24 protein-coding genes and 1 rRNA gene are annotated in these 26,200 nt (G+C 69.2%); 11 read left to right on the forward strand and 14 right to left on the reverse strand.

Going from position 1 to position 26,200, the window contains the following annotated elements:
- Window positions 1-89 (reverse strand): 16S ribosomal RNA (locus QHF84_RS46775); the annotation flags it as partial.
- 726 nt (window positions 90-815) lie between these two features.
- On the opposite strand from QHF84_RS46775, the gene QHF84_RS46780 reads away from it, so the two are divergent.
- On the forward strand, window positions 816-1,949 hold the full coding sequence (locus tag QHF84_RS46780) for a trypsin-like peptidase domain-containing protein (RefSeq protein ID WP_281320138.1): 1,134 nt from the start codon (window positions 816-818) through the stop codon (window positions 1,947-1,949).
- A gap of 7 nt (window positions 1,950-1,956) precedes the next feature.
- On the opposite strand, the gene QHF84_RS46785 is transcribed toward QHF84_RS46780, so the two are convergent.
- From QHF84_RS46785 to QHF84_RS46795, 3 genes are read right to left on the reverse strand one after another with little or no spacing between them, the layout of a single operon-like run.
- Window positions 1,957-3,522 (reverse strand): hypothetical protein, encoded by a 1,566-nt coding sequence (locus QHF84_RS46785; RefSeq protein ID WP_281320139.1) that lies wholly within the window; start codon window positions 3,520-3,522, stop codon window positions 1,957-1,959.
- A gap of 36 nt (window positions 3,523-3,558) precedes the next feature.
- Window positions 3,559-4,668, reverse strand: a complete 1,110-nt coding sequence (locus QHF84_RS46790) for a POTRA domain-containing protein (RefSeq protein ID WP_281320140.1) — start codon at window positions 4,666-4,668, stop codon at window positions 3,559-3,561.
- Window positions 4,665-5,243: a SurA N-terminal domain-containing protein gene (locus QHF84_RS46795; RefSeq protein ID WP_281320141.1), complete on the reverse strand. Its 579-nt coding sequence runs from the start codon at window positions 5,241-5,243 to the stop codon at window positions 4,665-4,667. The genes QHF84_RS46790 and QHF84_RS46795 overlap by 4 nt, the downstream gene beginning before the upstream one ends.
- A 31-nt stretch (window positions 5,244-5,274) precedes the next feature.
- Here QHF84_RS46795 and QHF84_RS46800 point away from each other — a divergent pair, with 31 nt between their 5' ends.
- From QHF84_RS46800 to QHF84_RS46810, 3 genes are all read left to right on the forward strand, one after another.
- Entirely contained in the window at window positions 5,275-6,042 is a 768-nt protein-coding gene (locus QHF84_RS46800) for a fumarylacetoacetate hydrolase family protein (protein WP_281320142.1), read from the forward strand.
- Window positions 6,043-6,102: 60 nt separating this feature from the next.
- Window positions 6,103-7,263 (forward strand): SUMF1/EgtB/PvdO family nonheme iron enzyme, encoded by a 1,161-nt coding sequence (locus tag QHF84_RS46805; protein ID WP_281320143.1) that lies wholly within the window; start codon window positions 6,103-6,105, stop codon window positions 7,261-7,263.
- 169 nt (window positions 7,264-7,432) lie between these two features.
- Window positions 7,433-9,532, forward strand: coding sequence for an ATP-binding protein (locus tag QHF84_RS46810; protein ID WP_281320144.1), 2,100 nt, complete (start codon window positions 7,433-7,435; stop codon window positions 9,530-9,532).
- Here QHF84_RS46810 and QHF84_RS46815 read toward each other — a convergent pair.
- From QHF84_RS46815 to QHF84_RS46825, 3 genes are all read right to left on the reverse strand, one after another.
- The gene (locus QHF84_RS46815) at window positions 9,529-11,214 is read right to left on the reverse strand and encodes a hypothetical protein (protein WP_281320145.1); all 1,686 of its coding nucleotides are present in this window, start codon (window positions 11,212-11,214) and stop codon (window positions 9,529-9,531) included. The genes QHF84_RS46810 and QHF84_RS46815 overlap by 4 nt on opposite strands.
- Before the next feature lie 61 nt (window positions 11,215-11,275).
- On the reverse strand, window positions 11,276-12,115 hold the full coding sequence (locus QHF84_RS46820; RefSeq protein ID WP_281320146.1) for a hypothetical protein: 840 nt from the start codon (window positions 12,113-12,115) through the stop codon (window positions 11,276-11,278).
- Window positions 12,112-12,714 (reverse strand): RNA polymerase sigma factor, encoded by a 603-nt coding sequence (locus QHF84_RS46825; protein ID WP_281320147.1) that lies wholly within the window; start codon window positions 12,712-12,714, stop codon window positions 12,112-12,114. The genes QHF84_RS46820 and QHF84_RS46825 overlap by 4 nt, the downstream gene beginning before the upstream one ends.
- A 237-nt stretch (window positions 12,715-12,951) precedes the next feature.
- Between QHF84_RS46825 and QHF84_RS46830 the strand changes: the two genes are divergently transcribed.
- Entirely contained in the window at window positions 12,952-13,653 is a 702-nt protein-coding gene (locus tag QHF84_RS46830; protein WP_281320148.1) for a hypothetical protein, read from the forward strand.
- A 1-nt stretch (window position 13,654) separates the two neighbouring features.
- Here the strand turns inward: QHF84_RS46830 and QHF84_RS46835 are convergent, their stop codons facing one another.
- Window positions 13,655-14,038 carry a hypothetical protein gene (locus QHF84_RS46835; RefSeq protein ID WP_281320149.1) on the reverse strand — a complete coding sequence of 128 codons (384 nt, stop codon included), beginning with the start codon at window positions 14,036-14,038 and terminating at the stop codon, window positions 13,655-13,657.
- 17 nt (window positions 14,039-14,055) lie between these two features.
- Complete coding sequence (locus QHF84_RS46840) at window positions 14,056-14,340, reverse strand: hypothetical protein (RefSeq protein WP_281320150.1); 285 nt, start codon at window positions 14,338-14,340, stop codon at window positions 14,056-14,058.
- Between the two features lie 88 nt (window positions 14,341-14,428).
- On the opposite strand from QHF84_RS46840, the gene QHF84_RS46845 reads away from it, so the two are divergent.
- From QHF84_RS46845 to QHF84_RS46855, 3 genes are read left to right on the forward strand one after another with little or no spacing between them, the layout of a single operon-like run.
- Complete coding sequence (locus tag QHF84_RS46845) at window positions 14,429-15,715, forward strand: radical SAM protein (RefSeq protein ID WP_281320151.1); 1,287 nt, start codon at window positions 14,429-14,431, stop codon at window positions 15,713-15,715.
- A gap of 43 nt (window positions 15,716-15,758) precedes the next feature.
- Window positions 15,759-16,136, forward strand: coding sequence for a hypothetical protein (locus QHF84_RS46850; RefSeq protein WP_281320152.1), 378 nt, complete (start codon window positions 15,759-15,761; stop codon window positions 16,134-16,136).
- 2 nt (window positions 16,137-16,138) lie between these two features.
- Window positions 16,139-17,437, forward strand: coding sequence for a radical SAM protein (locus tag QHF84_RS46855; protein ID WP_281320193.1), 1,299 nt, complete (start codon window positions 16,139-16,141; stop codon window positions 17,435-17,437).
- Here QHF84_RS46855 and QHF84_RS46860 read toward each other — a convergent pair whose 3' ends face one another.
- A complete protein-coding gene (locus QHF84_RS46860) occupies window positions 17,438-18,718 on the reverse strand; it encodes an alpha/beta hydrolase (RefSeq protein WP_281320153.1) in 1,281 nt (426 codons plus the stop codon). It abuts the gene before it with no gap.
- 11 nt (window positions 18,719-18,729) lie between these two features.
- Between QHF84_RS46860 and QHF84_RS46865 the strand changes: the two genes are divergently transcribed.
- From QHF84_RS46865 to QHF84_RS46875, 3 genes are all read left to right on the forward strand, one after another.
- Window positions 18,730-19,284, forward strand: coding sequence for a hypothetical protein (locus tag QHF84_RS46865; RefSeq protein WP_281320154.1), 555 nt, complete (start codon window positions 18,730-18,732; stop codon window positions 19,282-19,284).
- Window positions 19,285-19,445: 161 nt separating this feature from the next.
- The gene (locus QHF84_RS46870; protein WP_281320155.1) at window positions 19,446-21,290 is read left to right on the forward strand and encodes a VWA domain-containing protein; all 1,845 of its coding nucleotides are present in this window, start codon (window positions 19,446-19,448) and stop codon (window positions 21,288-21,290) included.
- A 12-nt stretch (window positions 21,291-21,302) separates the two neighbouring features.
- Complete coding sequence (locus QHF84_RS46875; protein WP_281320156.1) at window positions 21,303-22,151, forward strand: hypothetical protein; 849 nt, start codon at window positions 21,303-21,305, stop codon at window positions 22,149-22,151.
- Here QHF84_RS46875 and QHF84_RS46880 read toward each other — a convergent pair.
- The 4 genes from QHF84_RS46880 to QHF84_RS46895 form a co-directional block, all read right to left on the reverse strand.
- Window positions 22,148-23,140 carry a Rieske 2Fe-2S domain-containing protein gene (locus QHF84_RS46880; protein WP_281320157.1) on the reverse strand — a complete coding sequence of 331 codons (993 nt, stop codon included), beginning with the start codon at window positions 23,138-23,140 and terminating at the stop codon, window positions 22,148-22,150. The genes QHF84_RS46875 and QHF84_RS46880 overlap by 4 nt on opposite strands.
- Before the next feature lies 1 nt (window position 23,141).
- Window positions 23,142-24,275, reverse strand: coding sequence for an NAD(P)/FAD-dependent oxidoreductase (locus QHF84_RS46885; protein WP_281320158.1), 1,134 nt, complete (start codon window positions 24,273-24,275; stop codon window positions 23,142-23,144).
- A gap of 31 nt (window positions 24,276-24,306) precedes the next feature.
- Window positions 24,307-25,503, reverse strand: a complete 1,197-nt coding sequence (locus QHF84_RS46890; protein WP_281320159.1) for a pyridoxal phosphate-dependent aminotransferase — start codon at window positions 25,501-25,503, stop codon at window positions 24,307-24,309.
- Between the two features lie 135 nt (window positions 25,504-25,638).
- A complete protein-coding gene (locus tag QHF84_RS46895) occupies window positions 25,639-26,175 on the reverse strand; it encodes a chalcone isomerase family protein (RefSeq protein WP_281320160.1) in 537 nt (178 codons plus the stop codon).
- Between the last annotated feature and the right edge of the window lie 25 nt (window positions 26,176-26,200).

A 26,200-nucleotide genomic window follows, 5' to 3' on the forward strand; every position in this document is an offset into this window, starting at 1 on the left:
ACCGGGGCCGAAGCCCTTTCTCGCACGACTTGCATGTGTTAGGCGCGCCGCTAACGTTCGTTCTGAGCCAGGATCAAACTCTCCAGTTAAACTTTCTGGAGGTCACCTCGGTCCGGCTAAAGACCGGATGACGGCTCATGCCTTATTGGCATGACGTGTTGCCTCGACCGTGCTTGCGCAGTTCGAGCGCGAGGGCCACGTCACCACACGTTATTGCGTGTTGCGTACAATCCAGTTTTCAAGGACCGAGCCGAAGGCTTTCGGCAGAGTCTCCTGCCATTCCTTCGTTCTGTCGTCTCGCCGTTCGTCCGGGCCGCTTTCGCGACGCCGTTCCTTGCGGCGAGGTCGGTTGTTTTAGAGCGTCTCGTTCGCCCTGTCAACCTTTTTTTGCTTCCGCTTCGCTGAATCTTTCTTTCAGCTTTGCTTCGGCAACCCCTCTCGCTTTGGCCTCGCTCGCCTATTCGGCTCGCGTTTCCCTCGCGATCCAGCGCCTTCAGGGTTTGCCCTCCGGCGCGTCGGGGAGGCGGACTCTACTTACTTCGTTCCGCCTGTCAAGCTCCCCGTTTCTTTTTTTCGTCCCAGCCGCTCTCTCTAATGAGTGACCGGCTGGGACGCTTGACCCGGGGGGCCTGCCCCGTCTTGCCCTGGATCCGTCGTCCCGGGCGCGTCGGGGAGGCGGAACATACTCCCCCCCTCAGGCCTGTCAAGGAAATCGTCCGGAGGCCTTTCGATCTCTGCTGCTCGGTTGCCCGGCACACCCCAGAGAGCCAGGATCTAGGCCTCCCGCTCACCTCGATCGCTTCCGCGAAAACCGCATGAAAACCGCATCCAAAGCCCTCGGAGTTCTGCTCCTCGTCGCCTTCGTCTTCGGCCTCGGTTTCTTCATCGGGCGCTCGCGTCAGAGCTCGCCCCCTCCTCCTTACGAGCTCGCGCCCCCCGCCGAGCCCGCGCCTCCACAACTGCCCATCCCCGAGGAGCTCACCAGCGACGAGCGCCGTGACATCGACGTCTTCCGCCGCGCTTCCTCGTCCGTCGTGTTCATCACGAGCATCGCGGTCCAGCGCAACCTCTTCTCCTTCGACGTCATGCAGATCCCGCAAGGCACCGGCTCGGGCTTCTTGTGGGACGACGCTGGTCACGTCGTCACGAACTTCCACGTGATCCAGCAGGGCGATCGCTTCTCCGTGACGCTCGCCGATCAGTCGGAGTGGGACGCGAAGGTCGTCGGCACGGCGCCCGAAAAAGACCTCGCTGTTCTCCAGATCGAAGCGCCCAAGCAAAAGCTCGTCCCCCTGCCCGTCGGCAAGTCGCGCGATCTGCTCGTCGGTCAGCGCGTCCTCGCCGTCGGGAACCCCTTCGGTCTCGATCACTCGCTCACGGTCGGCGTCGTCAGCGCGCTCGGCCGCGAGCTCACGTCGCCGATCGGTCGGAAGATCCGCGACGTCATCCAGACGGACGCGGCCATCAACCCCGGCAACTCCGGCGGCCCGCTGCTCGACTCGAGCGGCCGCCTCATCGGCGTGAACACCGCGATCTACAGCCCGAGCGGCGCGTCGTCGGGCATCGGCTTCGCGATCCCCGTCGACACGGTGGCTCGGCTGATCCCTCAGCTCATCGAGAAGGGTCGCGCTTCGGTCGCCGGCATCGGCGTGCAGGTGAGCCCGACCCTGGATCGCGCAGCGCGGCGCGCAGGGATCGAGGGCGTCGTCATCTACGAAGTGATCGAGGGCTCGCCCGCGGAGAAAGCCGGGCTCGAAGGCGTGCGCGTGACCCGCGGCAAGCGCGTGGTGCTCGGCGACGTGATCGTGGCCATCGACGGCAAGCGCGTGAAAACGAACGAGGAGCTGCTCGACGCGTTCGATCACGTCGGGCCAGGCCGCCAGGTGAAGCTCACCGTGATCCGCGAAGGAAAGGAGCGGAACGTGTCCGTGGAGGTCGTCGCGATGTGACGGGCGCTCAAGCCGAGGCGCGACGACGGCGGCGGCCGAGGATCAAGAGGAGGCCGAGCAACGCAGACGCCAGAGATCCCGCCGGCTCGTTCGTGCTCCAACGGCATCCGCAGCCCCCGGCGTCTCCCGCATCTCCGCCCCCGTCCGCGCCTCCGCTCCCGCCGCCCGGGCCTGCACTTCCGCCTCCGCTTCCGCTCGCGTTTCCGCCTCCGCTCCCGCCCGCGCCTCCGCTTCCGCCTTCGCAGACGATCGTCGGCTTGATGGCCTCGGCCGGCTTCCATCCGGGGTTCGTGCCCTCACCCGCGTACGCGCCACGGAACGCGAAGTCCTTGCGAGGGCTGCCGTTGAAGTCACACGCGTGCTCGGGATCGTCGACGAGCTCGGTCGTGTCGAGCGGGCTCGTCTCGGCCTTGCCGGGCAGCGGGTAGAAGTCCATGTCGCCGAGGACGATCGAAGGCTTCTGCATGTAGTTGGCTGCGTTCGCCGCGACGTCGACGAGGTTCGAGCCGGTGCCCGTGCTCGGCCCGGAGACGGCCTCGTCCGCGAACACGAGGTTCCCCGCGACGAGATCTCCCTCGGTCGCCTCGCTGCCGAAGACGACGGCGCGCTTCGCGGCGTAGAAGGTGTTGCCGTAGACGCGCGCGTAGAGGAGCGGGAAGCCTTCGTGTTGCGTGAGCCGAAGGGCCGTGTCCGCGACGTCGACGAAGAGGTTGTCGTGCACGGAGACGCGGCCGGTCGCCTGGACGAGCGACTCGCTCGTGTTGTGCACGAAGACGTTGCCGTAGACCTCCGTGAGCGCGCCGGCGCCGGGTCCGCTCGGGGGCGGGCCGCCGACGAGCAGGTTCGGCCGCACGCCGTCCGGGCTCGGCTGGTCGTCCTTGAGGAAGACGTTGTGCCGGATGATCGTGCGTGGCGCGTCGACGTTCGGGAGCGCGGCATGCGCAGGCCAGGCGTTCTGGTTCTTGATCTGCATGCCGTAGCCGATCGTGCGCTTGACGAGGTTGTACTCGATGACCCCGCCCACGAAGGGATCGGCGAAGTTCGAGTTGCCGAAGTACATGCCCGTGCCTGCGCCGTCGATGACGTTGCGGCGCACGATCCAGCCGTAGGTCGGGGTCTTCGTGGAGATGGCCACGGTCTGCTGCGAGCCGTTCTGGCCGACGAAGGTGCAGCCCTCGATGCGCACGTGGTGCACGACGTTGTTCGTGCCGTTCTTGGCGCTGACGCCGAACACGCCGTCGATGCCCTTGCCGTCGACGGTGATGTTCTCCACCGCGATGTACGAGGCGTTCACGAGCTCGACGGTGTTGCAGCAGGCGTCGCCTTCGAAGATCGCCGGCGCGCCGGAGGCAGGGCCGCGGACCGTGATCCACGCGGCCTCGGTGCCATTCAGGTTCGTGATCGGCAGGCCTTGCGTGTACGTGCCCGGGGCGAGGACGAGCGTGTCGCCGGGCTTCAACGTGTCGAGGAGGTCGCGGTAGTTCGACGGATCCGCGTCGATGTCGGCCGCGCTCGCGGCGGCGGCGAAGAAGATGATGGAGAGGGAAGCGAGGGAAGCGTGGAGCTTGCGCATGGCCGCGCATGCTAGCGAAGCTGCGTCGAGCGAGCGCTAGCGCCGCTGCTCGATGCGGACCTTCACGTCGACCTTCTCGTGCGCGGCGTCGAGCTCGACCGAGGGGTTCACGTCGACGATGCTGCCGCGGGATTCGTGGAACGCGCGGATGCGCTCGATGTCCGTCGCGACGACCGTGCGCGAGAAGATCGCGCCGGGCTTCGAGGTCCAGAAGTCGCGCTCGTAGGTCTTCACCGGGCCGATGAGGTCTCCCTCGAACGAAACCTTCCCGAGCCGAAAGACCGGGCCCTCGTTCACGCGGAGGACGATCTCCACGGCGGCGCCGCCGTCCGACTCGACGAGCTCGGGCTCTGCGACGGTCGTCGTGAGGCGGCCCTTGTCGTAGCCGTCGGCCTGGATCACGAGGACGTCGCGCTCGAGCGCCTGGCGTTCGAGCGGCTTTCCCGCGGTCGTTCGCATCGAGGCGGAGAGCTCTCGCGCGCGATCGGACGAGGGTCCCTCGAATCGCACGGCGCGTACGATCGCGCGTGGCCCGGGCGCGACACGAAGGACGAGGGCCACGCCGCCCTCGCGCGGCGTCATCTCGAAGTCGACCGTGGCATGCAGGTAGCCGGCGCCCCGCATCTCGCGGGTCGCGTCGGACGTCATCGCGCGGACGATCCCGGGATCGGCGACCTCGGGTCGTTCGAGGACCACGCCCGCAGGCAAGGCGCCCGAGGGATCCGCGCCCTGGATCTCGAAGGTGACGATGGGAGGACGCATCCGCACCGAATAGACGAGCACCGTGCGCGCGCCCTCTTCGCGGAGGACGATGATGTCCTCGACCCGGCCATCCGCGTAGAGGGCGCGGACGTCGTCGTCGACGCGCTGGTCGTCCAGAGGTCTGCCGATCCCGTGCTTCACGCGGGTGCAGAGCTCCTGGGGCACACGCGCGCCCTGGATCTCGATCCGCGCGATCTGATCGGCGGGCACGCTCTCGCGCGTGTCCGCACAAACGAGCACGGGATCCTGTGCGCGAGCAGGTTCGTTCTTCGTACTCGCGTCCTTGGCCGGCGCCCGCGTGTGCGCCCCCTCGCCCGCGCCCCCGCATGCCGTCGTGCCCAGCGCGACGAGCGCCGCGACGACCAAGCCTGCGCGTGTGATCACAACCGCACCTCGACGAACACGTCGCGCTTGATCTCCTCCATCATCGCGCGCGACGCCTCCTGCATCTGCGCGTCGTTCATCTCCCCGCTCACCTTTTTCCCCGCGAGGTGCAGGCGCAAGCACTTGAACAGAAGGAGCTGCCTGCGGAGATCGTCCCGGTAGTCGGCCTCGGAGACCCCGGCCGCACGGACCTCGACGAGCAAGGCTTCCCGCGAGAGGTGATTCGCCTGCGCGAGCGAGTCGAGCGCGGCATCGATCTCGCTCGCCGTCACCACGATCGAGCTCATCCGCGCGCGCCGCGCGATCAGACGCTCCTCGACCATCTGATTCACGAGATCGCGGTACATGTGGGTCTCGGCCATGGTCCGACTCGCCTCGTCGACGGAGGCGAGTTTGCGCAGGAGCGGTGCGGCGCGGCGGCGCAGCTCGACGAGCGTGATCACCTCGCGATCCACGACGGCGACGATCCGATCGACCACGACACGACGAACGGGTTCGGCTCGGACGGGCGTGGATCCTGCGACCATCGCGCCGAACGCGAGGAGAAACGTTGTGGTGATCCGAGCGGGCGACATCACCTGCCATGCTACGCTCTGCCGAGGCACGATGACCACGTTTGCACGCATCGATCGAGGCGAGGGGCGCGCGGCTTTTGCGCGCCTCGACCGGGACAGGCTCCGCTTGCTCGCAGGCGCGCCCTGGGAGCGAGCTTCCGAGACCGGGGAGGAGGTGCCGCTCGCCGGCGCGCGCCTGCTCGCGCCGGTCACGCCCACCAAGATCGTGTGCGTGGGTCGGAACTACCGCGCGCACGCCGCCGAGCTCGGCAACGACGTCCCGGCCGAGCCGCTCCTCTTCTTCAAGCCGCCCTCGTCGATCGTCGCCGCGGACGAAGGGATCGAGCTTCCCGAAGAGAGCAGCCGCGTCGATCACGAGGCCGAGCTCGGCGTGGTGATCGGCGCGCGTTGCCGTCGCGTCTCGGAGGAACGCGCGCTCGATTTCGTCTTCGGCTACACGTGCGTCGACGACGTCACGGCGCGTGATCTGCAGAAGAAGGACGGCCAGTGGACACGCGCGAAGGGGTTCGACACCTTCTGCCCCACGGGCCCGCTCCTCGTGACCGGCATCGATCCGAACGCGCTCGCCGTGCGTTGCCGTGTGAACGGGGAGATCCGGCAGGACGGGAACACGCGCGACATGATCTTCTCGATCGCGCGGCTCATCGCGTACATCAGCGGCGTCATGACGCTCGAACCCGGGGACCTGATCGCGACCGGCACGCCGCACGGCGTGGGTCCTCTCGCGGCCGGCGACGTCGTGGAGGTCGAGGTCGAGGGCGTGGGGACCTTGCGCAACCCGGTCCGCGCGCGCGGCTAGGCGAGATCGCCGCTCTCTTGGCCACGCCGGGGAGGCGTGGACACAATGAGGGGCGCGATCGTGACGTCCCCCGATCCTCCCCGCCCCGACTCCGTGCCGCCGCTCGCCTCGACGCTCGTCGAGGCCCCGAAGGCGACGCGCCCAGGACGGCGCGCCGTGGCCGAGGCTGCGCTCGTCGTCCTCGCGGTCGGGACCGCCGCGACGCTCGTCCTCTCGGTCACCCTCCCTCCGCAGCGCCGCCTCGAAGCGCGAAGGCTCGCGTCGCTCGTCCCCGAGCCTCCGCCGCCGCGCGCGCTCGCCCCGGACGATCTCGACCAGGAGCCCGAGAGGCTCGATGCACAACGCGCGCGCCTGCTCGATCACATGCGCGCCGGCCTTGGTTTGTCGGACACGCAGATTGACGCCGTACGCGCCGTCTTCGACGCCTCGCCCGTGCTCGGCCAGGGCAACCCTGCGATCTCGCGCCACCCGATGTCGCGCTCGGAGTGCCGGCGCGTCCGCCTCGAGGCCGGGGTGGAGGAGGCGAACGTGCCTGCCTGCGGAGCTCCTTCCATGGTCCCGCTCTACGATCCTTCGTCCGGCCAAACCGAGGCCGACGCGCGGGTCTGCATCGACCAGCTCGAATTCCCGAACCTGCCCTGTGAATATCCGGTCGTGCACGTGCGCGCGAGCGAGGCGTCGGCGCTCTGCCGCGCGGTCGGCAAGCGCATCTGCGACACGCACGAATGGGAGGGCGCCTGCGCGGGCGCCCTCCACACACCGGAAGTCGAGTACGAATGGGGGCGTCCGCGCGCCGAGGCGACCTGGTACCACAACTACAAACGCGAAAAGGTCTGGGCCTACGGCGCCGCGAAGAACCACGCCCTCTGCGGCACGTCGAGCAGCCGCACCCCTGGTTGTCCCGGCGGCGGCTACGACCAGTGTGGTTCGAATACCTATCCCGCCGGCGCCTTCCCGGCTTGCCGGAGCCCGCTCGGCGTCTTCGACATGCACGGCAATGCCGCGGAGCACATGAACCTGCCCACGCTGCCCGAGGAGCTCGCGGCGAGCGGAGGGCTCGGCTTCACCGAAATGAAAGGGAGCTGGTTCGTCTTCGCGACGATCGAGGCCCACGAGGACGATTGCCGCTGGCGCGCGCCGAGCTGGCACGAGACGCGCCTCGCGAGCGAGAACAGCCACGCGAACTACCACCTCGGCTTCCGCTGCTGCAAGGACCTCTGAACGCCGAAAACCGGCGAAACGAGAATCTCTTGCATCGCGGCAATACGCTCCGGCCCACCTCGGCCTTCACGAGCGTCGACGTGGCGCTGCGCCTGCCCCGCAGTACACTCGACAGCACAGGGAACGGGACCGTACCGGGGGAAATCCTCGGCGCCGCCTGATCGGTCAATTGCATCCGCACCGGAAATTCGCCCTTGCATCCCAGACGCCCGGGCACGCGCGTGCCGAGCACGCGCACCTGCGCATCCTGGCGAAAGCGGCGAGTCGATTGGTCCTCTGCGACAACCCGTCGGAGCTGCTCGGGTCGCTCTTCGAGGAGCTGGCGAACGACCTCGGCGTCGAGCTTTACTTCAATTACATGATCGGCGACGTGCCGGACACCCTCGTCCTCGAATCAGCCGGCGGGATCTCGCCCGAGGACGAGCTCCGATACCGGCAGATCGCGTTCGGCCAGTACATGTGCGGGACCGTCGCCGCGACACGAAAGCCGCTCATCGCCTTCGATCTCCAGCATTCGAACCTGGGCAGCAGCGCGGAGCTGAAAAAATCGGGCGTTCGGGCATATGCGGGATATCCGCTCATGTCGCACGGCCGCCTGCTCGGCACCCTGGCGTTCGCCACCACCCGGCGCCCGCGCCTCCGCGCCGACGAGCTCCAGCTCATGCAGCTCCTCAGCGATCAGGTCGCGGCGGTGCTCGAACGCAATCGCCTGGTCCAGAGCCTCCAGGCGAGCGAGCAGGCGGCGCAGCGGCACCTCGCGCTCCTCCAGAACGTGTATTCCACCGCCCCGGTGGGCCTCTGCTTCCTCGACCGGGATCTCCGGTACGTGCACGTCAACGAGACGCTCGCGCGTATCAGCGGCCGCTCCATCTCCGAGCACCTCGGCCGCACGCTCGGCGAATTCATTCCCGAGGCCACCCCGTTCAAAGCGTTATGCCAGCGGGTCCTCGAGACGGGGCAGGCGGTCACGAATTGCGAGCTCCGCCATGAGCGACCCGAGGGGGATCGGCATTGGCTGGTCAGCGTCCATCCCGTGCACGACGAGGCGTCGACGTTGCTCGGCATCAACGTGGTCGTGCAGGAGGTCACGGAGAGAAAGCGGGCCGAGCAGGCGCTACGCGAGAGCGAGCAGGCCCTCCGGGAGGCCGATCGCCGCAAGGACGAGTTCCTCGTGATGCTCGCCCACGAATTGCGCAATCCCCTCGCGCCCATTCGCACGGCCATTCAGGTCCTCGACATCACGGGCGGCAGCGCGCCCGACGTGGTCCGCACGCGCGAGATGATCCAGCGCCAGGTGACGCACATGGCCCGGATGATCGACGACCTGCTCGACGTCTCGCGTGTCGCCCGCGGCAAGGTCGAGCTGCGCAAGGAGCCGTGTGACCTCGCGCGGATCGTCCGCCAGGTCGCCGACGATTACGGGCCTGCGTTCCAGGGCAATGGCATCGAGCTCTTGGTCTCGCTGCCGGACGAGCCCGTCTGGACCTGCGGAGATCACACGCGCCTGGCGCAGGTCATCGGCAACCTCCTGCACAATGCGCTCAAATTCACGGACGAGGGCGGGCACGTGCTCGCTTGCCTCGTGACGGATCCGGCGACGAACAGCGCGACGATCGTGGTGGAGGATTCGGGGATCGGCATGGATCCCGCGATGATCCCGCGCGTCTTCGAGACCTTCAGCCAGGCCGATAGCAGCCTCGATCGAAAACGCGGCGGCCTCGGGCTCGGGCTCTCGCTGGTGCGGAGCCTGATCGCGCTGCACGGCGGATCCGTCGAGGCCCACAGCGAGGGCCCGGGACGCGGATCGACCTTCCGCGTGCGGCTGCCGCTCTCGTCCGCGCCCGAGCATTCCACGGGACAACCGGAGCCTGCCCGGCCCGCCTCTCCTTCGCGGGAAGAGACATTGCGGGTGCTCGTGGTCGAGGACAACCGCGACACCGCGGACATCCTCAAGAAATTGCTCGTCCTCCTCGGATATCGCGCCGAGGTCGCATACACGGGACCTTCGGGGCTCGACGTGGGGCGCAGGCTGGCGCCGGACGTCGTGCTCTGCGACCTCGGTTTGCCGGGAATGGACGGGTATGCGCTGGCGCGCGCGCTGCGAGCCGATCCGGCGACGGCGGGGGCGTACCTCATCGCGCAGACCGGATACGGCCACGCGGAGGATCGCCGCCGCGCGCGGGAAGCGGGCTTCGATCTGCACATGACGAAGCCGATCGATCCGACCGAGCTCGAGCGCGTTTTGTCCTCGGTCGCGGCGCGCGCTTAAAACACTCGCATGCCGACCGTCACGCCGGGCCAGCCGAGAATGGGGTTCGGGCTGGTGGTCAGATCCAGGCCGGAGCTGTCGTAAGGAGCGAGCAGGGCATCTTCCACGGAACGCGCATTGACGACCGTGTAACTCGGGCCCGCAAAAAACCCGAGGCGCGCGCCGATCTCCAGGGCCGCGACGGCGCGCGCCTGCACGAGGTACGCGGTGGGCGCGAGGCTCGGCGTCTCGTGGAGCGAATACCCGAGGAGGTCGAGGTCGACCGAAAATCGCTTCGAGATCTGCACGTGACCGCCGAGGCCCAAGGAAAGCGCAAGGCGCCGCTCGGCACCGACGACGCGCGTGCCTATGCCGTAGATGTTGTGCATGTAATCGCCGCCGTGCTCGATGCCGGCCATCACGATGCCCGTCTCCTGCCCCCAGAGATCGATGTGCAGGCGGCCGTGACGGATGATGTTGAGCAGGCCGAACGATAGCGTGGAGCGGTCCGCGTAGTTGACGACCCCGAGCTGCACGCCTTTCACCGGGCCCGTGGCCACGTTGACGGCGCCAATCTGTACACCCGAAACGGCGCCTCCGATGTTCAACATGCCGAGCTGCGCGCCGACCACGTCGCCCGCGATGTCGAGGGCGCCCATCTGCACGCCGAAGACCGGACCCGCGGCGATGTCGATGCCGCCGATCTGCACGCCCCGCAGCGAGGTGGCGAGATTCAATCCGCCTGCCGCTTGCACGCCGCGCACGGGGCCGGCCACGATGTTCGCGACGGTGGTGAGCTGCACGCCGCAGGCGAACTCGCGCTCGATGTTCAGCCCCAAGCCGACTTCGAGTCCATCGAGGCCCGCGGCATACCCGGCGAGCAAGTTCGCCGAAAGATTGTGCACGACGTTCGCCCCTCGGCTCGTCGACGTGCCAAGCCAAAACAGCACGTTCGCGCCGGCAAAGTACTGCGTGGCGTCGCGACGCCAGCAAGGCGCGAGCTCTTCGAGCGAAGGTGTCCGCGTGGGCGTGGTGGGGGGCGTGGCCGCGGGCGCGTGGGCCGGTGCTGGCGCTGCCTTTCGCGGCACGGGGGCGTTTTTTGGCGGCGCTGCCTTTGCGGGTGGTTCCTGCGCCGGAGGCTCGCTTGTCTCCACGACGGGAGAAGGCTCGGGCTCGGCGGGCGCGTCGCTCGGCGCTTCACTCGGCGCTTCGCTCGGCGCTTCACTCGGCGCGGCAGCGGGTTTGTCCTCGGGCCGTTTGCCGAGCAACGCCGCGAGCTCGGCGGCCTCGTCGCGGGCGAGATTTCCAGCGAGCAGGGCCAACGTCTCCGCCGCGCGGTCCGCATCGTCCGGAAGATCGATCGTGCGACCGACGATCGCTCCCTCGCCCTCCGCGCGATAGGTCAGCGTCACGCGCCGCCCGCCCTCGCCGCGCAGCACGAAGGATGCTTTTCCCGCGGGCGCCGCGCCCGAAAGGACGACGGTCTTGCCAATCTCGCGACCGATCGCCGCGCGCACGGCTTCCGGATCCACGTCCCACGGCAATCCCTCGACGACGAGGACCACGGCGCTGCTGGTCGGCTCCTCGGCGAGCGCCGCGCCGGCGTACGTGGAAAGGGCGAGCGGGCCCGCGGCGAGCAAGGAGACGCGGAGCGCGAGGAGAATGGCTCGCGAGGCCCTCGTGGCGGCGTCGTTTCGGTTCATCGCGGACTTCGTGCCCGGAGGCGTCGCATTCGTTCTTTTGGCGCGTACGATTCGAAGGCAATCACGGCGTGGGGCCGCGCATCGCGTCGAGCAGCGCTTTCGCCTCGGCCTTGCGATAACCGCCGAACGAGCCCGAAGCGAAGAGCTCGAGCGTCCGCTCGGCCTCGGCCGTTCGTCCGAGCCGCACGAGGCAGAGCGCGCGGTTGTAATGCGCCTCGGGCGCGAACCGGCCGCGCGGCGCTGCTCGCAAATAGGCGTCCCACGCGGCGAGCGCGGCGGCGGGATCCCGCGTGACGAAATGAGCCTGGTGGGCGGCGCGGTAGAGCGCGTCGTCCGAGTCAACCCGAGGCGCAGGCGCCGCGGCGACCGGGGCTTCCTCCGCCGTCTCGCTCGGCGCGCTCGCTTTCGGAGGCTCTGCGGCCGCAATCTTTGGAGCCGCAACCATTGGAGCACCAACGGCATCGACGGGCGCAGCCTGGGGCTCGCTCGGCGTCGGCGAAACCTCGGGCTCGGCCTCGGCCACCTTCTCCGCGGGCGCTTCCGCCTTCTCCGCGGGCGCTTCCGCCGGGGCTGCGCCCTTCACGTTTTTCGCAGCAGGAGCCGCCGCCGGGGGATTCGACATGGCCTCCGCGGGCGCCTCCTCTTCTTCTCGTCCGAATCCGAGATCCTGCTTGATCTCGTACCAGACGCTCGGCAATCTGTGCGTCGCGTCGGCCCACGCGACCGAGCCCACGAGCACGGCGGCGAGCGGGACCATCACGCGGATCGCCGCGAGCTTGCGCGCGCGACGCGCCTTCAGCGTGGCGAGCACGCGGGCGCGCGTCTCGGCTCCGCGGCCCTTCGATGCATCGGCCTCTTCGCGGAGCGCGCGGGTCGCGGCGCGGAGCACGTCGTCGTTCATCGGCTCTCCTCCTCGTCGAGCAGGGCCCTGAGCTTCTGCTTCGCGTGGAACAGGCGCGTGCGCGCCGTGGCCTCGGGCACGCCCATGATCTCTGCGGCCTCGCGCGCGCTGCGATCCTCGACCTCGCAGAGCACGAACGCCACACGTTGTTGTACGGGGAGCTGATCGAGGGCGCGGTCGAGCGCGCGGGCCAGCGCGGCGCGGCTCACGTCCCGCTCCGGGTTCGGCGCGTCCGGCAGAGGCTCGCGGCCGAGCCTTTCCAGGGCCGCGCGTCGGCGCGCTGCAGAGCGCAGGTGATGGCGAGCGTGGTTCACGGCGATCGAGACGAGAAACGTCTTGAGCGACGACTCGCCGCGGAACCGCTGCGCCGCGCTCGGCAGGCTGACGAACACGTCGTGGACGAGATCCTCGGCCGCCGCGTCGTCGCCGGTGAGACGTCGGGCGAAGGCGCGCACGGTGGCGTAGTGCTCGTCGTACACCTCGGCGATCGCGGAGCTTTCGCCGCGACGCAGCCGCTCGACGAGCTCTTCCTCGGCCCGGGCGGCGCTGGCCGTGGGGCGCGAGAAGAAGAGAGGCGCAAGCAGATCGAGGGCCCTCATCGCCCCCCTTCGTGCCCGCACGGATGCCCTTCGTTCAAGGTCCAACGTCGATTTCGTGCCCCCGGGGCGACCCGGTCCGGGAGGACCCTCCGGGGTTTCTTCATCTTGTGACATCTCGCACAAACAGAAAAGATTTGAACGAACGGCGGAGGACGGGGAACCCACGGACGAATCGACGGAAGGCGCGCGGGTGGCGAGTCTTCGTCGGGACAAACCTACCACCGTTCGAGGTGATGAATGATGACGCGTCGCGCGGCCCAGGCTTGGGCTCTCGGGTTGTTTCTGTCCATGGTGACGGTGACGGGCGGGTGCTACATCGAGCACGGAAACGGCTCGTGGGACGATGACTGGTCCGATGGGTCGGGCGAGTACGGGCCGGCCGGGATCTGCTTCGACATGTGCAATCACCTCGCCGGCTGCGGGACCATCGACGAGAGCGCGGTCCCCGGCTGCATCGACGGTTGCAATGCCCAGCACGCGTCGACGCCTTATCTGGTGGAGACGGGCAGCATCTGCGTGATCGAGGCGGGCTGCGTGGAGGCGCTCAACGACTACGATTGTCCGGGCGCGCCGCTGTCCATCATCCCCGGCAACGACGGCGCCGGCGGCTACAGCAGCAGCGGCAACGGGTACGGCACCGGCGGCAGCCCCGCTCCGAGCGGCGGCGCCGGCGGGTACGGCACCGGCGGCAATGGCGCCGGCGGCGAAGGGGGTTATGCGCAGGTCGAATGCACGGCCGATTGTGATTGCCCGAGCGGATCGTCCTGCATCGACGGCGCGTGCAAGGTCGCCTGCGTGGCGTCGTGCGAATGCCCGACGGGCCAGAGCTGTGTCGGCGGATATTGCGAGGCCCCGCCCGCGCCGCAGATCCCCTGCCAGGTGGATTGCGATTGCCCGAGCGGTCAGGTGTGCAGCGCAGGCGCGTGCGTGTCGGATTGAACTACGAGTCGTTCTCGCCCTCGTCGTCCGGGGGGTTCGGCGTGGGCATGAACCCCGGCGGAACCCAATCCGGCGGCGAGGGACCCAAGGTGGGAGGCTCCGTCGGCATGGGCGGCGGGCCGAATCCGAACCCGGGCGGCGCGGGCGCATTGGCCGGCAGCGGCGGCGCGCCATACCCCGGAACCGGCGGCGGCGCGCCGCTCGATGGATCCCACGGAGGAGGGACCAATGGAGCCGGCGGCAGCTTCTCCCAGAATTCAGGCGGAGGAGGGGGCGGGCGGTTCTCCGCCGTGTATCCCAGAAACCAGTTACACACCTGGCAATGAGGGTCCTCGAGTGAAGTCGAGGCGCGGCACATGACGCAGGTTCGGGTCGCATTGGACATGGTCGGAGTCCCCTCGCTCAATCCGTCCCGGCATCCTCGGCGCCGCCCGCACCTCCGGCTCCGCCCGCGCCGCCCCCGCCTCCCCCGCCCGGCCCGTCGATCGGCGGACCGCCATAGGCCGCGGTCATCACGCAGCCCTCGGCCGCCGCCGCCGCGAGGGTCAGCCCGAGCAAAAGCGCCGCCGCGCTGCGCAGCGGCGCGCCGCCCTCACCACGCAGGCGAGCGCCGCAATGCGGGCAGTTGCTCTCGGTCGATCGCGCATGGCACCCACAGGCCGAACAAAGGACGAGGCTGGGAGGCATGTCGTGATGGTCGCAACGACCCGGCGGCCTCGTCAAGCGCTCTCGCGCCCCGCGACACGAAAGCACGAAACGGTTAAGCTCGGCGCCCATGGCCGAGCCTGCGATCCCCGAGACGACCCCCGCCCCCCGCGCGCGCAGGCCCGAGGACGGCGACGCGCCCATCCCGCTCTTCGCCGTCTGGGAGCTGACGATGAAATGCGATCAGCCCTGCCAGCATTGCGGATCCCGCGCCGGTCACGCCAGAAGCGCCGAGCTCTCGACGAACGAGGTCCTCGACGTCGCCGACAGCCTCGCCCGCCTCGGCTGCCGCGAGGTCGTGCTCATCGGCGGCGAGGCGTATCTCCGCGAGGACATCCACGCGGTCGTCGGGCGCCTCGCCGGGCATGGGCTCCGCGTCGTCATGCAGACGGGCGGCCGCGCCATGACGGTCGAACGAGCGCGAAAGCTGCGCGACGCCGGCCTCACGGTGCTCGGCGTCTCCGTCGACGGGACGGCCCCGATTCACGACGAGCTCCGCGGCAATCGAGGCAGCCACGCCGCCGCGATGCGCGCGCTCGACGCAGGCGCCGCGGCCGGACTCCTCCTCACCGCGAATACGCAGATCAATCGCCTGAACATGGGCGTCCTGCGCGAGATCGCCGCCGAGATCCGCGCCCGGGGCGCGCTCGCGTGGCAAGTGCAGCTCACGGTGCCGATGGGCCGCGCGGCCGATCGCCCCGAATGGATCGTCGAGCCGTGGCACGTCGTGCCGATCATCGACACGCTCGCGTCGATCCAGCGCGAGGCGGCGATCGAGGGCCAGGGCAAGGGGTGGATCTTCGACGTCGTGGCGGGCAACAACCTCGGCTATTACGGCCCGCACGAGGCCCTGCTCCGCTCGCGTCCGGGCGGCCAGGAGGCCTACTGGAGCGGCTGCCGCGCGGGCATTTCCGGCATCGGCATCGAATCGGACGGGACCGTGAAGGGCTGCCCCTCGTTGCCCACGGCGCCTTATGCCGGCGGCAACGTGCGCGCGCTCTCGCTCGACGCCATCTGGCAGCACGGAGAGGCGATCGGATTTGCCCGCGAGCGGACGGAAGACGAGCTCTGGGGATTCTGCCGGACCTGTTACTTCGCCCCGTATTGCCGCGCAGGCTGCTCGTGGACTACCCATTGCACGCTCGGGCGGCGCGGGAACAATCCGTTCTGTTATCACCGCGTGAAGGAGCTCGAAAAACGCGGCGTGCGCGAGCGCATCGAGAAGCGGAGGAACGCGCCGCAAGAGCCCTACGACTTCGGCCTGTTCGAGCTCGTCGAGGAGCCACTCGGCGCGGAGACGGCGAGCCCGACGGCCGGCGACGCGCCGCGACGTAGGTTGCCGATCGCTTCCGATTGACAAGGGCGGCCCGCTGCGTTGTCCTCTCCCGAGGAGCCTCGCCATGCCCTCGATGGTCCTCTGCCCGTCTTGCAAGCGGCACGTCTTCCCGCGCGAAACCTCGTGCCCCTTCTGCGGCCTCGCCATTTCCGCCGATCCGGGCGCCGCGCCTCCTTCGCCGACGCCCGAGATGTCGCGCGGCCAGCGTTATCTCGTCGGCGCCGCGATCGTCGCGACCGTCGCCGTCGCCGCAGGGTGCAACACGAAACCCGCCCGGGATCCGAATGACGTCCAGACGCAGGAGGAGCTCGAAAGGGCGCATCAGAAACAGATGGACGAGGAACAGGAGCGCCACCCCGGCGGCGGCCCCTGCGTGAACAACGTCTGTCCACCTTATGGCTGCGTCTTCCCGGACGAGGCCTGCGACATCCTGCGCGTTTGACCGTGGAAGACCGGCCGAACGATCCGCTCGATCCCGAAAAGCGCCGCGCCGTCATGCAAGCGACGCGGCCCCGGGGGCTGCCGCTCTTGCCACGCGCCGGGCAAATGGCGAGCGAGGCGCGGGGCAAACATCTCCCGCTCGCGGATGAGGTCCGCGCGATCGATCTCGAATGCCGCCCCATTTACGCGGTCTGGGAGCTGACGCTCGCCTGTGACCTCGCCTGCCGCCATTGCGGCTCGCGCGCGGGCGCGTCACGCCCGGACGAGCTCACGACGGCGGAGGCCACGGATCTCGTCCGGCAGATGGCCGCGCTCGGCGTGCGCGAGGTCGCGCTCATCGGCGGCGAGGTGTACCTGCACGAGGGGTGGACCGAGGTTGTCCGGGAAATACGCCGCATGGGCATGCAAAGCACGCTCGTCACGGGCGGCCGCGGCCTGACCCCGGAGCGCGCGCGGTTGGCCAAAGAGGCCGGCGTGCAGAGCATCGCGGTCTCCATCGACGGCACCGAGCCCACGCACGACCGGCTCCGCGGGCTCACGGGCTCGTACGCCGCGGCCGTGCAGGCGCTCCGCAATGCCCGCGAGGCCGGGATCCCGGTCGCCGTCAATACGCAGGTCAATCGCCTGAACCTCTGCGAGCTCCCGCATATCTTCGATTTGATCCTCGACGTCTCCGCGCACGGCTGGCAAGTGCAGCTCACGGTCCCCGTCGGCCGCGCCGCCGACGAGCCGGACGTCCTTTTGCAGCCGTACGATCTCCTGGAGCTCTTCCCGCTCCTCGCCTCGCTCAAGGCGCGCGCCGACGCCGCGCGCATCAAGATGCTCGCCGGCAACAACATCGGCTATTACGGGCCGTTCGAGCACCTCCTGCGCAGCTACACCACCGAAAAACACGCCGATTCATGCAGCGCCGGGCGCTCCACGCTGGGCATCGAGTCGAACGGCGACGTCAAGGGCTGCCCCTCGCTGCCCACGGAGTCCTGGGTCGGCGGCAACGTCCGATCCGCTTCGCTGCGCGACATCTGGGAGCGCTCGTCCGCGCTCCGCCACATGCGGGATCGCACGGAGGAGGAGCGCTGGGGGTATTGCCGCACGTGTTATTACGGCGAGGTTTGTCGGGGCGGCTGCACCTGGATGGCCACGGCCCTCTTCGGCAAACCGGGAAACAATCCGTATTGCCATCACCGCGCCCTCGAAATGCAGCGCCTCGGCAAGCGCGAGCGCGTCGTGCGGGTCGCGCCGGCCGAGGGGCTGCCGTTCGATCGCGCCTCGTGGGCGCTCGTCGACGAGGATCTGCGCTGATCAGCCGGGCCCGAGCCCCTCGTGCGAGAGCCATTCGAGCATCGCGCGGAGGAGCCCATCGTCCCATACGCCGGCGCGGGGGTTCTGGTAGCTCTGCGCGTAACTCTCGTGCCGGCGCATGTCGTGCCCCACCTTGTCGAGGAGCACGAAATGCGACCGCCCCGGCGAAGCCGCCGCGATCTCGTCCGCGATCATCCGCCCCTCCTCCGGCGCCGCGGCATAATCGTAGCTGCCGTGCAGCACGAGCACGGGAACGTTCGTCGTCCTCCAGAGCGCGGGCAGATCGAGGCGCTCGATCTCCTGGAACAACGAAACATGCCGGCCGAACATCGTCTCGCCGTGGCACGAGGTCCCTTCGATCCACGCGAGCTCGGGGCGCTTCGCGAAGACGTCCCGCGGGAACATGCCTTCCCGACAAACGCTCGTGTGCATCTCGCTCCAAGCCGCGACGTACCTTTCGAGCTCCTCGCCTTCCATCCCGGCGAGGACGCGCTGCCGCCGCGTCGCCCGCACCATGCAATCGACCCATTTGAGCTGGGACGTGCCGAAGACGACGACGCCACGCGCCTGCGTCCCCTCGCCCGCGAGCAGCGGCGCGATCATGCCCCCGAGGCTATGGCCGAAGATCACGATCCGCCCCACCAGCGGATCCTGCGCGAGTGATTCGAGCGCGGCCCGATAGCCCTCCACCTCATCGAAAAACCCCGTGGTTTGGCAGGGCGGACCCTCGCTGTCCCCCACCCCGCTCCGCTCGACGCGCATCGTGGCAATGCCCGCATCCGCGAGGCCCGAGAGGAATGCGCGCATCGGATCGTCCGGGTCCTGCGGGAGCTCGCACGAGGCCGTACCGAGGCCCGAGAGGTAAAGCACGGTCGTGAACGGTGGACGGCTCGATGTGGGAATCGCAAAGAGCGTCCGTTGCCGCCACGATCCCCGCACGGTCACGTGTCCCAGACGAACCTCCGCGCCGGCGATACGCTCGATCGGCAGCGGCGTGGCCTTGCCAGGGAGCGTCAAGCGCGCGCCGTCGCGAACGATCTCGAAATGGAGCGGCGCGCCGGGCACGAGGCCTCGCACCAGCGCGACGAGCGCGCGCGGCTCGGACACCGTCGCATCACCGAGCGCCACCAGGCGATCGCCCGCTTGCACGCCCGCGAGCGCGGCGGCCCCGCCTTCCGCCACCCGAACGACCTCGAGGCCCTCCGAGGCGCCTTCCGCGGGGCGCGCCCGTAGTTCGAGGCCGAGGAAGGGTCTTCGGGGGAGCGCTTGGTCTTGGTACATTCCAAACCACGATGCCACGGCGCGCCCTCGGAATCCACGCCCTCACCTTGCTCCTCGCGCCTGCGATCGCGCACGCAGATCCGCCCGCGATCGCGCCCGTGCCTCTGCCCGCGCCGAAAGGGCAGGATCCCGCGGCCATCGCCGCGCGAGAGGCGCACCTCGAAACGCAGACGCGCGCGATGACCGTCCTCACGAGCTGGGCCGTCGCCAGCATCGCCACGGGCGCCGCGCTCTGGGCCACGGCCGGCGACGACTACACGCGCTCGATCGGCATCCAGAACGTCGCCTGGGGCGCGGTCGACGGCGTCATCGCCGGGTTCGGCTACCGCGGCCTCGCGAAGCAGAGCGGCCTCGACAAACCCCTTTCCTACTGGCAGGCCGAAGACCGCAAGGCGCGGACGATCTTCCTCGTGAATGCGGGGCTCGACGTCCTTTACGTGACGGCCGGGGCCTTGATGGTCGGGTTTGGCAAGAACGACTGGGTCCGCGGCGCCGGCGCGGGCGTCGCCCTGCAGGGAAGCTTCCTCTTCGCCTTCGACACGGCCATGGGCCTCGGCGCCCGCTGAGCAGCCGCCCGGCCACGCTTCGACAACGCCCATCGCGGCGAGTTCCCGCTCCCTTTGTGCGCGAAAATCGGCGAAGATCAGGCGCGCCGCCGTAGATCGTCCGCGGCCCTGCTTCGTCGAACCGCACCGAACACGACGTCTCGAGCCTGAGGGATATGACCATGTCGCGCATGTCGAAGAGCGGTACCTCGATGATCCTCGGAAGCCTCTGCCTGGCGAGCGGCCTCGTCGGCGGCGGGTGCACGAAGGCGGCCCCGAGCCACGAGGAAGCGGCCGCACAGGCGCCCGAGGAGCCGAATACCCGGGCCAAGGGCGAGCAAGGCTACCTGGGCACCCCGGACGTCGCCGCCGAGGCGCCCCGCGCGTTCGGCATCCGCGGCGGCGACGGCGCGACGCGCGCGCCGGGCGAGGCCGCCGCCAAGGCCGACGCGAAGGCCGGCGGCGGCGGCGTGCTGCCAGCGCCGACCCAGGCGCTGATTCCGCCCTCCGCGAACGACGCGCCCACGATCGACCCGAACGGCCGGTTTGCCACGACATACCGTCCCGGCGGCGGCCACCTCGCCGCGTTCGAATCCGCCGTCGCGCGTGGCATCATCCCCCCGGGCGAGCGCGAGCTCGTCTCGGACGTCGGCGCCCACTACGTCACGGGCTTCGAGGTCCCGAAGGGCAAAGCCCTCGGCATCCAGGCCGGCCTCGAACGCGGAAAACTCCCGCCCTCGGGCAGCCCGTTCCACCTCCGCCTCACGCTGAAATCGAGCCCCGACAAACCCGCCGAGCGCCCGCACCTCTCCGTGCACCTCGTCCTCGACGTGAGCGGCTCGATGCAGGGCGAGTCGATCAAGCAGGCCCGCGAGGCCGCGAGCGCGCTCGTCGACAAGCTCGCGCCGACCGACGATTTTTCCCTCGTGACGTTCTCGACCGACGCCGAGGTCAAGATCCCCGACGGCCCCGTCGGCGCGCGCCGCGAGGCCATCAAGAAGGTGATCGCCGAGATCAAGGAGGGCGGCGGCACCAACATTTCGAGCGGCCTCGAGCTCGGGTATGCGCAGGCCGAGACGAAGACCATCCCCGAGGACGCGGTGAAGGTCGTCCTCTTGCTCTCCGACGGCCGCGCGAACAGCGGGATCAAGTCGGCGAGCGGCATCTCGAAGCTCGCGCTCGACGCGTTCCAGAAGGGCATTCAAACGAGCACGTTCGGCCTCGGCGCCGATTACGACGGCGCGCTCATGAGCGCGATCGCGGAGGACGGCGCGGGCGGTTATTACTACCTGCGCGACGCGGCGCAGATCGCCCCGGCGCTCGGCACCGAGCTCGACAAACGCCTCGACCCGGCGGCGACGGCCGTCGAGGTCCGCGTGCGCCTGAAGAAGGGCTTCGATCTGCTCAAGGTCTACGGCTCGCGCCGGCTCTCCGAGGCCGAGGCGCAGCGCGTGCGGGCGCAGGAGGTCGCGGCGGACGAGCAGGCGGCGAAGCGCGACAACATCAAGCAGGACCGCAAAGACGATCAGGAGGGCGGCATGCGGTTCTTCATTCCGGCCTTCGCCGCGGGCGACAGCCACGCGCTGCTCTTCCAGCTCCGCGCGGGCGCCGGCGTGGGCAAGGGGCAGCTCGCGCTGGTCGAGCTCAAGTACAAGGACCGCATTTCCAAGAAAAACGTGACCGAGGAGTTCCCGGTCGACATCGAGTGGGCCGACTCCGACGTGGCGAGCGGGGCGACGATCGACGGCTCCGTGGCCCGCACGATCCAGGGTTTTGCCGCGGGCGAGACGCTGGCGCGCGCGGCCCAGAACGTGGCCGGCGGCGACAAGCAGTATGCGATCAGCCTGCTCACCGAGCGCGAGACGATCCTGCGCGAGGCGGCGAAGACCCTCGAAGAGCCGCTCTTCCTGAAGGACGCCGATCGCCTCGCCCGCATGCGCGAGCACGCGGCGCAGAGCACGGGCATGGGTGATCCGCTCCTCTTCGCCATGCTGCTCGAGACCGCGAGCCGCTCGCATCTGCGGTAGGCTGAGGCGCGCATGTCCGATCCCATCGTCCTCGAGATCCCGCTCGACAAACCCGCCGTGCACGTCAACGTGGCGGCGGGACAAACCATCACGCTGCGCGGGTTCTACACGTCGAAACACGACGGTTCGATCATCGACGCGGCGACGACCACCTGGCCCAAGGAGGCGCCCGGGGGGGCGTCGGTCGATCCGGTGGGGCTCATCGAAGTGGAGTCGGGCGGGTTTCACCTGACGAAACGAAATGTCGACACGCACGAGGTGACGCTCGTCGCGACGGGCTCGGGTGCGGAGGCGTGCGGGGCGGCGGGCGTCGAGGCGCCGTGCCTCGTGGTGAACAAGCGAATCGCCCTGCAAAAGCGGCTCATGGGCTGGGAGGATTTCAAGGGCTCGCTCGTCGGCGAGGGTATCGAGGCGGTGCTGCCGCCGCCGCCCGTGGTGGAGGTCGCGCCGGGCGTGATGCCGTATTTGCAGGCGGGCGCGGGCGTGGCGCTCGCCGCGGTGGTCGGGTTCGCGGCGTGGACGTGGAAAAAGAAGCGCGACGCCTCGCCGGCGGGGCAGATGCTCTCGCTCGCGCGCAGCGTGAAGGAGCAGCTCCGGCGCGCCGATCCGGTGCTGGCGGCGCCGCTCGCGCCCGCGGTGGACGCGGCGATCCGATCGTTACGCGAGCGCCGCGTGGATGCGGCGTCGGCGGAAGGAAAGCGGGTCGCCGAGGCGCTGCGAAAAACCTCGGCGCGGCTCGATGCCTCGATGCGGGAGGCGCAGGCCGCGAAGGAGCAGGAGGCCGCCGACGAGCTCGTGCAGGAGATGGAAGCGGCGCTCGAAGCGGCCGACGAGGTGAAGCGCGCGCATCGGGCGGTCTAACCGCGGCCGCGATAGATCGACTCGATCCGTTTTCTGGCGAGCCCGAGCGGTTTGTCGAAGCGGCTCAATGTTCTGCCGCGAAGCTCGGGGCTTTTGTCCGCGAGTTTGCCGAGGAGCGTGACGTCACGCCGTAGCTCCATCACCACGAAGGCGCGCGTCAAGAGATACGCGAAGGCATTGAGGCCATAACGCTCCCACGGCGCCGCCAGCGCGTACGAGAGCGCGAAGATGTCCGTCTGCCCGGCCGTGACGGGCACGAAGAAGATCGCGATCCGCAAGGCGTTCGGCCGCCGCTGTCCCGTCGCCGGATCGAACCAGTATTGATCGTAGACGGTGTAGACCGGCGAAAACCACGTGGTCCAGTCGTCGACGAAGGAATCACCGGTCTCGATCTGCAGGAGCGAATACAGCGGTCGCGGGAGCGCTTTTTGTGGGCCCTCGTTGTAGACGCGTACGCTCCTCTCCGTGCTCGTCACCTCGCACGTGACCTCCGCCATGCGCTCGCGCGGATACCCGAGCAGCGCGTGGACCTCGGGCGTGTGCTCGACCTCGATGAAATTGTCGAGCGTGACCTCGAGCGGGGCCTCGGCCCGGTGCCGCGTCTTGCCGATGAAGTGATACCCGCTCACGTCGAGCGCGGGGAAAGCGGCATCCACGCCGCGTCGCTTGATCCAGATCAGGCCGTATCGCTCGACCACCTCGAAGGCGTCGGCGCAAGGCCGCGCCGCGGGCGTGGCGGGGCTTTTGCCCTCGCCGTCCGGCGCGAACGACCAGCCATGGTACGGACAAACCAGCCGCCCGCCCTCCACGCGCCCCTCGCTGAGGCGCATGCCCCGGTGCGGGCAGACGTCGGCGAGCGCGCCGAGCGTCGCTTGTCCATTCGAGGCGCGGAACACGACGAGCTCGCGATCACAGACGCGCACGGGCGCGGGCTTTTTGCCGAGCTCGTCGGCGAAGAGCACCGGGTGCCAGTGATCGAGCTCGGCCATTTCAACGCTTCTCCCCCGCGAGGTAGTTCGCGACGCGCTCGGCCTCGACCGCGATGTCGTGGAGCGCGCCCGTGAGCGGGTTCCGGAAGCCAATGAAAAAGAGACCCGGCGCCCCCGGCACCGGCTCGCCGAAATAACGCGGATACCCCCGTTCGTCGAGCCAACCCTCCGCGTCCTCGAAATAGTCGGAGATCCCGGTCCGATAACCCGTCGCGAGCACGACCGCGTCGAACGGACGCGTGGTTCCATCGACGAAATGCACCTCGCCGGGGCTGAAGGAGCGCACGTCCTTCACCACGTCGATCTGCCCTTGCTTGACGAGCTCCAGCGTGCCGACGTCGATGAGCGGAATGCGCTTCTCGACGATCACCTGCGAGATCGGCCCGAGCTTCGGTCGCGTAAAACCGTACGGCGTGAGGTCCCCGAGGAGCCGATCGAGGGCGAAAAGCGAAATCGCGTCGGCGACCTTGGGCGGCAGGCGCGAGAAGAGGAAGAGGGAGCTCAACTGCGAGGGGACGCCCGTCAAATCACGCGGCACGACGTGCACGGGGCCGCGGACCGAGAGGGCGGGCTTCGCGCCGTGCTCCCAAAGATCGAGCGCGATCTCCGCACCGGAGTTGCCCGCGCCCACGACGAGGACGCGCTTGCCCCGCCAAGGATCGCCGTTCTTGTAGCGGGAGCTGTGCAGGATCGAGCCGCCGAACGAGGCCTCGCCCGGCCAGGTCGGGATGTTGGGGACGCGGTTGTACCCCGTGGCGACGACGAGCGCGCGCGTGTGGTACTCGTTCGCCTCGGTGCGCAGGACAAACCCGCCGTCCTCGCGCCGCGCCGAGCGGACGTCCTCGCCGAATCGGGGATGCAATTCGAAGTCGCGGGCGTACGCGTCGAGATACGCGACCATCTGCGCCCGCGACGGATAGGTCGGCGTGCCGGGGGGCCAGGGCATGCCCGGCAATGCGGAGAAGCGCTGCACGGTGTGCAGGTGGAGCCGCTCGTAATGGTTCCGCCAGGACGATCCCACCTCGCCCGATCGCTCGAGGATCTCGAACGAGATGCCGCGGGACCGCAAGCACGCCCCGACGGAGAGCCCCGACGGACCGGCGCCCACGACGATGACCTCCGTCTCTTCGCGCATGCGGCGCATCCTAGGCGATCCGTCGCGGCGCTCAACCTTTCGCGACGGACGTGACGACGATCTCGATCGCCTTCGCGAAGTCCTCCGGGCCCGGCAGCAGGCTGACCACGAGAAACCCCTCGCGCTCCATGTCGAAGAAGTAGCCCGGATGCACGACGATGCCGTGATCGCGCACGAGCGTTTCAACCCAGGCGTCTTCGTCGCGCGTCCGCGGAACTTCGAGGATCGCGTACCAGCCGCCGTCGGTGGGCAAGCGCCGGACCGCGGCGTCTTCGCCCGCCGCTGCGAGCGCGCGATCGAGCGCCGCGAGGTTTTCCGCCGTGCGCGCGCGGACGGGCCCTTGCACCGAGGCGCGCGCGGCGAGCAGCTCCGGGAGCGCGAGCTGCGCCGGCGTCGAGGCCGAGAGGTAGGTGTCCGCGACGAGCTCGAGCCGCGCGATCGCCTCGTCGCAAAGCGCGTCGGGGCCGTAGACGAGCGTCCAGCCGAGCTTGCATTGCGGCAAAAGCAGGCTCTTCGAGAGGCCGCCCAGCACGAACGTGAGCGCCTCACGCTCGCCCGCGAAGCTCGGGAGCCGATCCGCGGGCAAAACGCCGTGCGGATACTCGGCGAAGACCTCGTCCACGATGAGCGCCATGCCGTGACGCGCGGCGATGCGCGAAACCTCGTCCGCCTCGTCGCGACGCACGTAGGTGCCCGTGGGGTTGTTCGGGTGCACGAGGACGATCGCGCGCGCGTGGCCGCGGGACTCTTCGGCGGCGCGATCGAGCGCGCCGAGATCGATCCGAAAACCTTCCTCGCGCACGAGCGGGTACGTGGCGAGCTCGACGTCTTCGAGCCGGGCGAGGAACTCGAACAGAGGATACGAAGGCGCCGGGACGAGGACGCGATCCCCACGCTCGCAGAGCAGCTTGAAGAGCCACGTGTACGCCTCGCTCGTGCTCGCGCTGAGGACGACGCGATCCTCACGAGCCGGCAAGCCGCGCTCGTGGAACGAAGCGGCGACGGCGGCGCGGGCCTTCGGGTGGCCGAGCGGAAGCGGGGCGTACGTTGTGCCGCGTGGATGGCCGAGCAGAGCGACGAGCGGCGTCGTGTCGACGATGCCGGCGCGCGTGGGGTTCGACTCCGTGAGATCGACGAGGTCGCGACCCGCGCGCTTTGCGTCGGCGAGCAGGGTGGTCAGCGGATTTTCGGTGCGATCCCAGTCGGTTCGCCGGGTGAAGCGGGCCATGCGAGGCGCGGAGCTTGTCGCCGGGGCGCGCGGCGAGCAAGGACGCCGGGAAAAACGAAGGCCGGCCTCGCCTCCTTGTCTCCAAGGGTGACGAGCAGCCGGCCTATTCGCGGAGCCTCGGGCGCCGCGTTTCGTTCACAGCTTGCTGATGAGCGCGTCGCCGAGCTTGGGCTGGTCGATCTTGCCGAACCAGATGGCCCAGACGCCCTTCATGAAGTCGACGCCCTCGACCGTCGCGCTGCCGCCGCCGCCGACCGTGACCGTCGTGGACTTCTTCGCCGCGTCGTACACGATCGAGATCTTGGAGTTCTCCTTGAGCTCGCGGGAGAAGGCGGCGAGGAACTTGTCGATCTTGCCCTTGTCCGCGTAGCCGTTCATGGCGAACGCGTCGCGCAGCGTCTGCACGACCTTCTCGTGGTCGACGTCGCGCTTCATCGTCCACTCGAACTTCTTGTCGATGTCGGCGTCGATCACGGCCTTCTTCGACTTCTCGACCGCGCCCTTGATGAAGTGCGAGATCTGGTAGACGTTCACGTCGACGAGGACCACGGTCTTCACGCGGGTCCCGGTGCCCGTGAGTTTCCAGTCCTCGGCGAAGGCGCCCGTGCCGAACAGGAAGAGAGCCGCGAGGATCGAGAGGAAGAGGGGAAGCTGTCGCCTACGAAGTTGCATCGCGCTGACCTCCGCCGATGGGGGT

Origin of the sequence: Polyangium sp. y55x31 (genome assembly GCF_029946505.1) — a bacterium.
Taxonomy (GTDB): Bacteria; Myxococcota_A; Polyangia; order Polyangiales; family Polyangiaceae; genus Polyangium.